This window comes from Corallococcus sp. AB032C (assembly GCF_003668935.1).
GTDB classification, from domain to species: domain Bacteria; phylum Myxococcota; class Myxococcia; order Myxococcales; family Myxococcaceae; genus Corallococcus; species Corallococcus exiguus.
In genome coordinates, this window is sequence record NZ_RAWP01000223.1 from 1 (window position 1) to 3,884 (window position 3,884).

The 3,884-nt window shown below is 57.9% G+C and carries 4 protein-coding genes; all 4 read left to right on the forward strand.

Features of this window, described 5'->3' with window-relative positions:
* Positions 1-672: 672 nt before the first annotated feature.
* The 4 genes from D7X99_RS42575 to D7X99_RS44135 all read left to right on the forward strand — a co-directional run bounded on the left by D7X99_RS42575 (position 673) and on the right by D7X99_RS44135 (position 3,813).
* On the forward strand, positions 673-1,251 hold the full coding sequence (locus tag D7X99_RS42575) for a hypothetical protein (RefSeq protein WP_147476421.1): 579 nt from the start codon (positions 673-675) through the stop codon (positions 1,249-1,251).
* Positions 1,252-1,595: 344 nt separating this feature from the next.
* Positions 1,596-1,853 carry a killer suppression protein HigA gene (locus D7X99_RS42580; RefSeq protein ID WP_147476422.1) on the forward strand — a complete coding sequence of 86 codons (258 nt, stop codon included), beginning with the start codon at positions 1,596-1,598 and terminating at the stop codon, positions 1,851-1,853.
* Between the two features lie 39 nt (positions 1,854-1,892).
* Positions 1,893-2,969, forward strand: coding sequence for an ImmA/IrrE family metallo-endopeptidase (locus D7X99_RS41575; protein WP_147476423.1), 1,077 nt, complete (start codon positions 1,893-1,895; stop codon positions 2,967-2,969).
* 499 nt (positions 2,970-3,468) lie between these two features.
* Positions 3,469-3,813: a hypothetical protein gene (locus tag D7X99_RS44135; protein WP_233614217.1), complete on the forward strand. Its 345-nt coding sequence runs from the start codon at positions 3,469-3,471 to the stop codon at positions 3,811-3,813.
* Positions 3,814-3,884 lie beyond the last annotated feature (71 nt).

Genomic DNA, 3,884 nt, shown 5'->3' on the forward strand with positions numbered 1-3,884 from the left:
GCACCGCCGACCCGCCCGAGTCACCCCTCCAGCCCAGTCCCTGAACAGCTCACTCCTCGCGGCGCTCGCCGAGCACGGTCGGGGCCTGTCTTCAAGCGTCCCGGCACGTCACTGGCCGGACGGTTACCCCGCGCCAACGCGAACTCCCGCTGCGTCTGCCCGCTCGCCTCGAACGCTTCCGCGACGCGCGCCCACTCCGGCTTCTCCACCTGCTTCGACATGCCCGGAAGCGTCCGCCGCGAACCGCTCCCCCGGCAATCCCTCACGGCACGTCATTGGCCGGACGGTTACTGCACGCCAACGTCACCCGCAACCATCGCTGCAAGAAGATGGAGGCGCTCATGACCGAGGTGGACGCCTACCTCGACGCGCGGAACACTCAGAAGTCCGCCAGTCCCTTGCTGCGCGCCGCCTCTGCTCGACGCGCAACTTGAGACCGTTCGAGACTCACGATCGGTCGTTCAGGCTGCGGGCAGCGCGTTCCAGGGCTGCGCTACTTGCTCCGCACGCTCAGCATCTGTGACCGCCGCAGCAAGGGCTCGGAAACCAAACCCGATCACCAAGTCCCTTCATCTCTTCAAGAGAGGGGCGCAGGGCTCCCTGGGCCGGAGGACGCCGAAGAACGAATAGGCTCCTGGATCCTACAGGTAAGCGGTATACTCCCTGCCAACTATGACCACTCCCAACAAGTTCCTGATAGAGGGCATCGATCGTCTTGGCAAGAATGAGCTGCTCGATGGCATTCAGCATCGCTGTGGCTACCACCTAACAATTCACTATCAGAAGCCAATTAAGCTGACCTACTATTCCAACAAGGACTCCGAGACGTCCGAGCGTCAATACCAAGAAGCCAGCTTTCGCACGATGTTTCAATTGCTGCGGGGCGAACAAGAGACGAGAATCATCTTCAACCGCGCGCACATTGGCGAATGTGTCTACGCACCAGTATATCGAAAATACTCGGGCGACTACGTATTTGAAATTGAGCGTGAATTCAAGGCCGATGAGTTGCCGCGCACCAGGTTGATTTTGTTGACAGAGGACTTCAGCGTCAGTCGGCACTTCATCGATGATGGCAAGAGTCTTGGTGGCCCAACAGACATTAAGCGTCGAGGCAAGGAACAGGATCTATTCCTTGCTGCATTTGACCGGTCAATCATAAAAGACAAAAAAATCATCTGCGTCACCAATCGCTCGACGGGGGCATTCATGCCCAGGGACTGGATTCTTACTGAAGCACTGGCAACATAAGCCGCTCAGACTGTCCTTCCCTTTCAGACAGAGTGGGCACGACTTCAGCGCGGGCGTCAAACTGGTTTCCTGGGCAATTATTAATAGCCCAGAACCTTGAAGTATCGCTAGGCGGTCCTTTGGCAGAGTCCTTGCTGAGTGAGGATGGCCAAGTCAAAAAATTAAGCAACCAACCAGAGCCAGGGGAGAAGTTAACAGCCCTGCATTGCAAGCAGTTCTCATTTTCGCGCTGCGGTCCCATTGTCTCCTTGGTGTGATTATCTTTATTTGACGAGAGCGAGTCGCACAAAGTGGATCTTGCCTTCGCCACGAAGTTGCTCCGTGAACTATGTGAAAATGAGCGAATGGCTCAACGCAAGTTAGGGGTAAAGGTGGCCGAAAAGTTAAAACACCGTCTTGCAGACTTGAGTGCCGCAGCATCTGTTGATGAGATTATTGCTGGCCGACCGCGGAAACTCGATAACGATCGCATTGCACTTGAGCTCTGCGACGGGATTCAGCTTGTTTTTTGCGCAGGCCACCACGCGACTGCAACTTCGAGAACGGGAACGGTGAACTGGGGAAAAGTAGAGCGCATCAAGGTTCTGAGCATAGGCATTTAAAATAATGTTCTTTTGATAGCCATAGCCCCCACCGACGCCATGACCACATTTAATCCAGACTGGGCCTCCCCTCCAGGCGACACGATTTTGGATATTCTTAAGGAGCGGCTTTTGTCGCATGGCGATTTTTCCAAGCGATTGGGGTGCACTCTTGAGCATGCGGAGGATCTAATTCATGGGCGCCTCGCCATTAATGAGGAGTTGGCAGGGCGAATATCCAGCGTTCTGGGGGCATCCGCGAAGTTCTGGATGCGACGCGAAGCCCAGTATCGTGATGCAATCCGCCGCAATGCGGGCCAGACTCACCTCAAAGAATTGACTGAGTGGCTGGGTGAGTTGCCCGTGAAGGACATGACCGAGCGGGGATGGATTGAAGGTGGCAAATCCGCATCAGAACTCATTGACGCATGCATGCGTTTCTTCAATGTGCGCGATATAGCGACGTGGCGGACAACTTATCGTGGCGTGCTTGAGCAGGCGGCATTTAGAACCTCACCCAAATTCGCTGAACAACCAGGTGCGGTGGCTGCGTGGTTGCGCCAAGGAGAGATTGAAAGCGCGTCAATTGATTGCAAGCCATGGAATGCAAGACTGTTTTCGGAGTCACTGCATGAACTCCGCAAGCTGACTCGTACGCGAAAACCAGAATTATTCATTCCCGAACTGGTGAGAACCTGCTCTGAGAGTGGCGTGGCCGTTGCGATTGTCAGGTCGCCGACAGGATGTCGTGCGAGTGGTGCTACTCGGTTTCTTTCACCGAGTAGAGCGCTCTTGCTTTTAAGCTTCCGCTATCTTTCGGATGATCATTTCTGGTTTACGTTCTTCCATGAGGCTGGCCACCTTCTATTGCACAGCAAAGATGCGATTTTTTTGGAAGGGGAAGGTGTATCCAGCCTTCAGGAACAAGAGGCGAATGACTTTTCAGCGCGAACCCTAATCCCAGGCAACTTCCGTGCTGAGCTTGAGACCTTGCCAATTGAGAAGCACGCGGTGCGTGATTATGCAAAGAGGGTCGGGGTCTCGCCGGGCATCATTATTGGGCAGCTTCAACATCTTGGACGAGCCAGGCGTAATCAACTCAACAATCTTAAGACTTACTTTTCATGGGAGGAATGACGAGTGACTGCTGCGGCATCTCGCCAAGGTGGGCTAGCGATTGGACGCCTAGTTTAATGGAAGGACTGAAGCCCGACACTGGCGAAACAGCTCGGCAAATGACACGCCGGGAGAAATTGCTAGAGCGGCGGTGCGCGGCAGACGCTTCTGGGGGCGAAGCAAGTGGAGAAGCCAGAGTGGGCATGCGTCGAGGAAGCCACCGAGGCCGGCGGGCAGACGCTGCGGGAGTTCGCGTTGGCGCGAGGCGTGCGGCCGAGCAGCAACCGTCCGGTCAGTGACGTGGCGTGAGCGGTTGCAGACGGACGAGGACCGTGGTCGGCGAGCGCCGCGAGGATTTAGAGGCTGGGCTGGAGGAGTGAATCGGGCGGGTCGGCAATACGCCGCCGCTTCCACTCGTGGGCAGCAGCTCATCGATGCGTGAGTTGGGATGTAACCGTCCGGCCAACGACGTGCTGCAGGCCATTGCCGGTGTAGCGGCGCGCGGCGGACGCTTCCGGGCATGTCGAAGCAGGTGGAGAAGCCGGAGTGGGCGCGGATTGCAGAAGCGTTCGAGGCCAGCGGGCAGACGCAGCGGGAGTTCGCGTTGGCGCGGGGCGTGCGGCTGAGCACGTTGCAGTCGTGGGTGTACCGCAGGCGGCGGGCTGGGGAGGCGCGAGCCGAGCCGGTGCGACTGTTGCCGGTGCAGGTGGCGACGGCCCCCGCGGCGTCCGAGTCCGTGCTGGAGGTGGTGGCAAACGGTAACCGTCCGGCCAGTGACGTGCCGGGACGCTTGAAGACAGGCCCCGACTGTGCTCGGCGAGCGCCGCGAGGAGTGAGCTGTTCAGGGACTGGGCTGGAGGGGTGACTCGGGCGGGTCGGCGGTGCGTCGCAGTCTCCACTCGTGGGGCAGCAGCTCCCCGATGCGCGAGTGCGGGT

What these genes read in the sequence shown, in the direction of transcription:
- D7X99_RS42575 (WP_147476421.1), top strand. Translation starts at nt 673, where the DNA reads ATGACCACTCCCAACAAGTTCCTGATAGAGGGCATCGATCGTCTTGGC.
- D7X99_RS42580 (WP_147476422.1), top strand. Translation starts at nt 1,596, where the DNA reads ATGGCTCAACGCAAGTTAGGGGTAAAGGTGGCCGAAAAGTTAAAACAC.
- D7X99_RS41575 (WP_147476423.1), top strand. Translation starts at nt 1,893, where the DNA reads ATGACCACATTTAATCCAGACTGGGCCTCCCCTCCAGGCGACACGATT.
- D7X99_RS44135 (WP_233614217.1), top strand. Translation starts at nt 3,469, where the DNA reads ATGTCGAAGCAGGTGGAGAAGCCGGAGTGGGCGCGGATTGCAGAAGCG.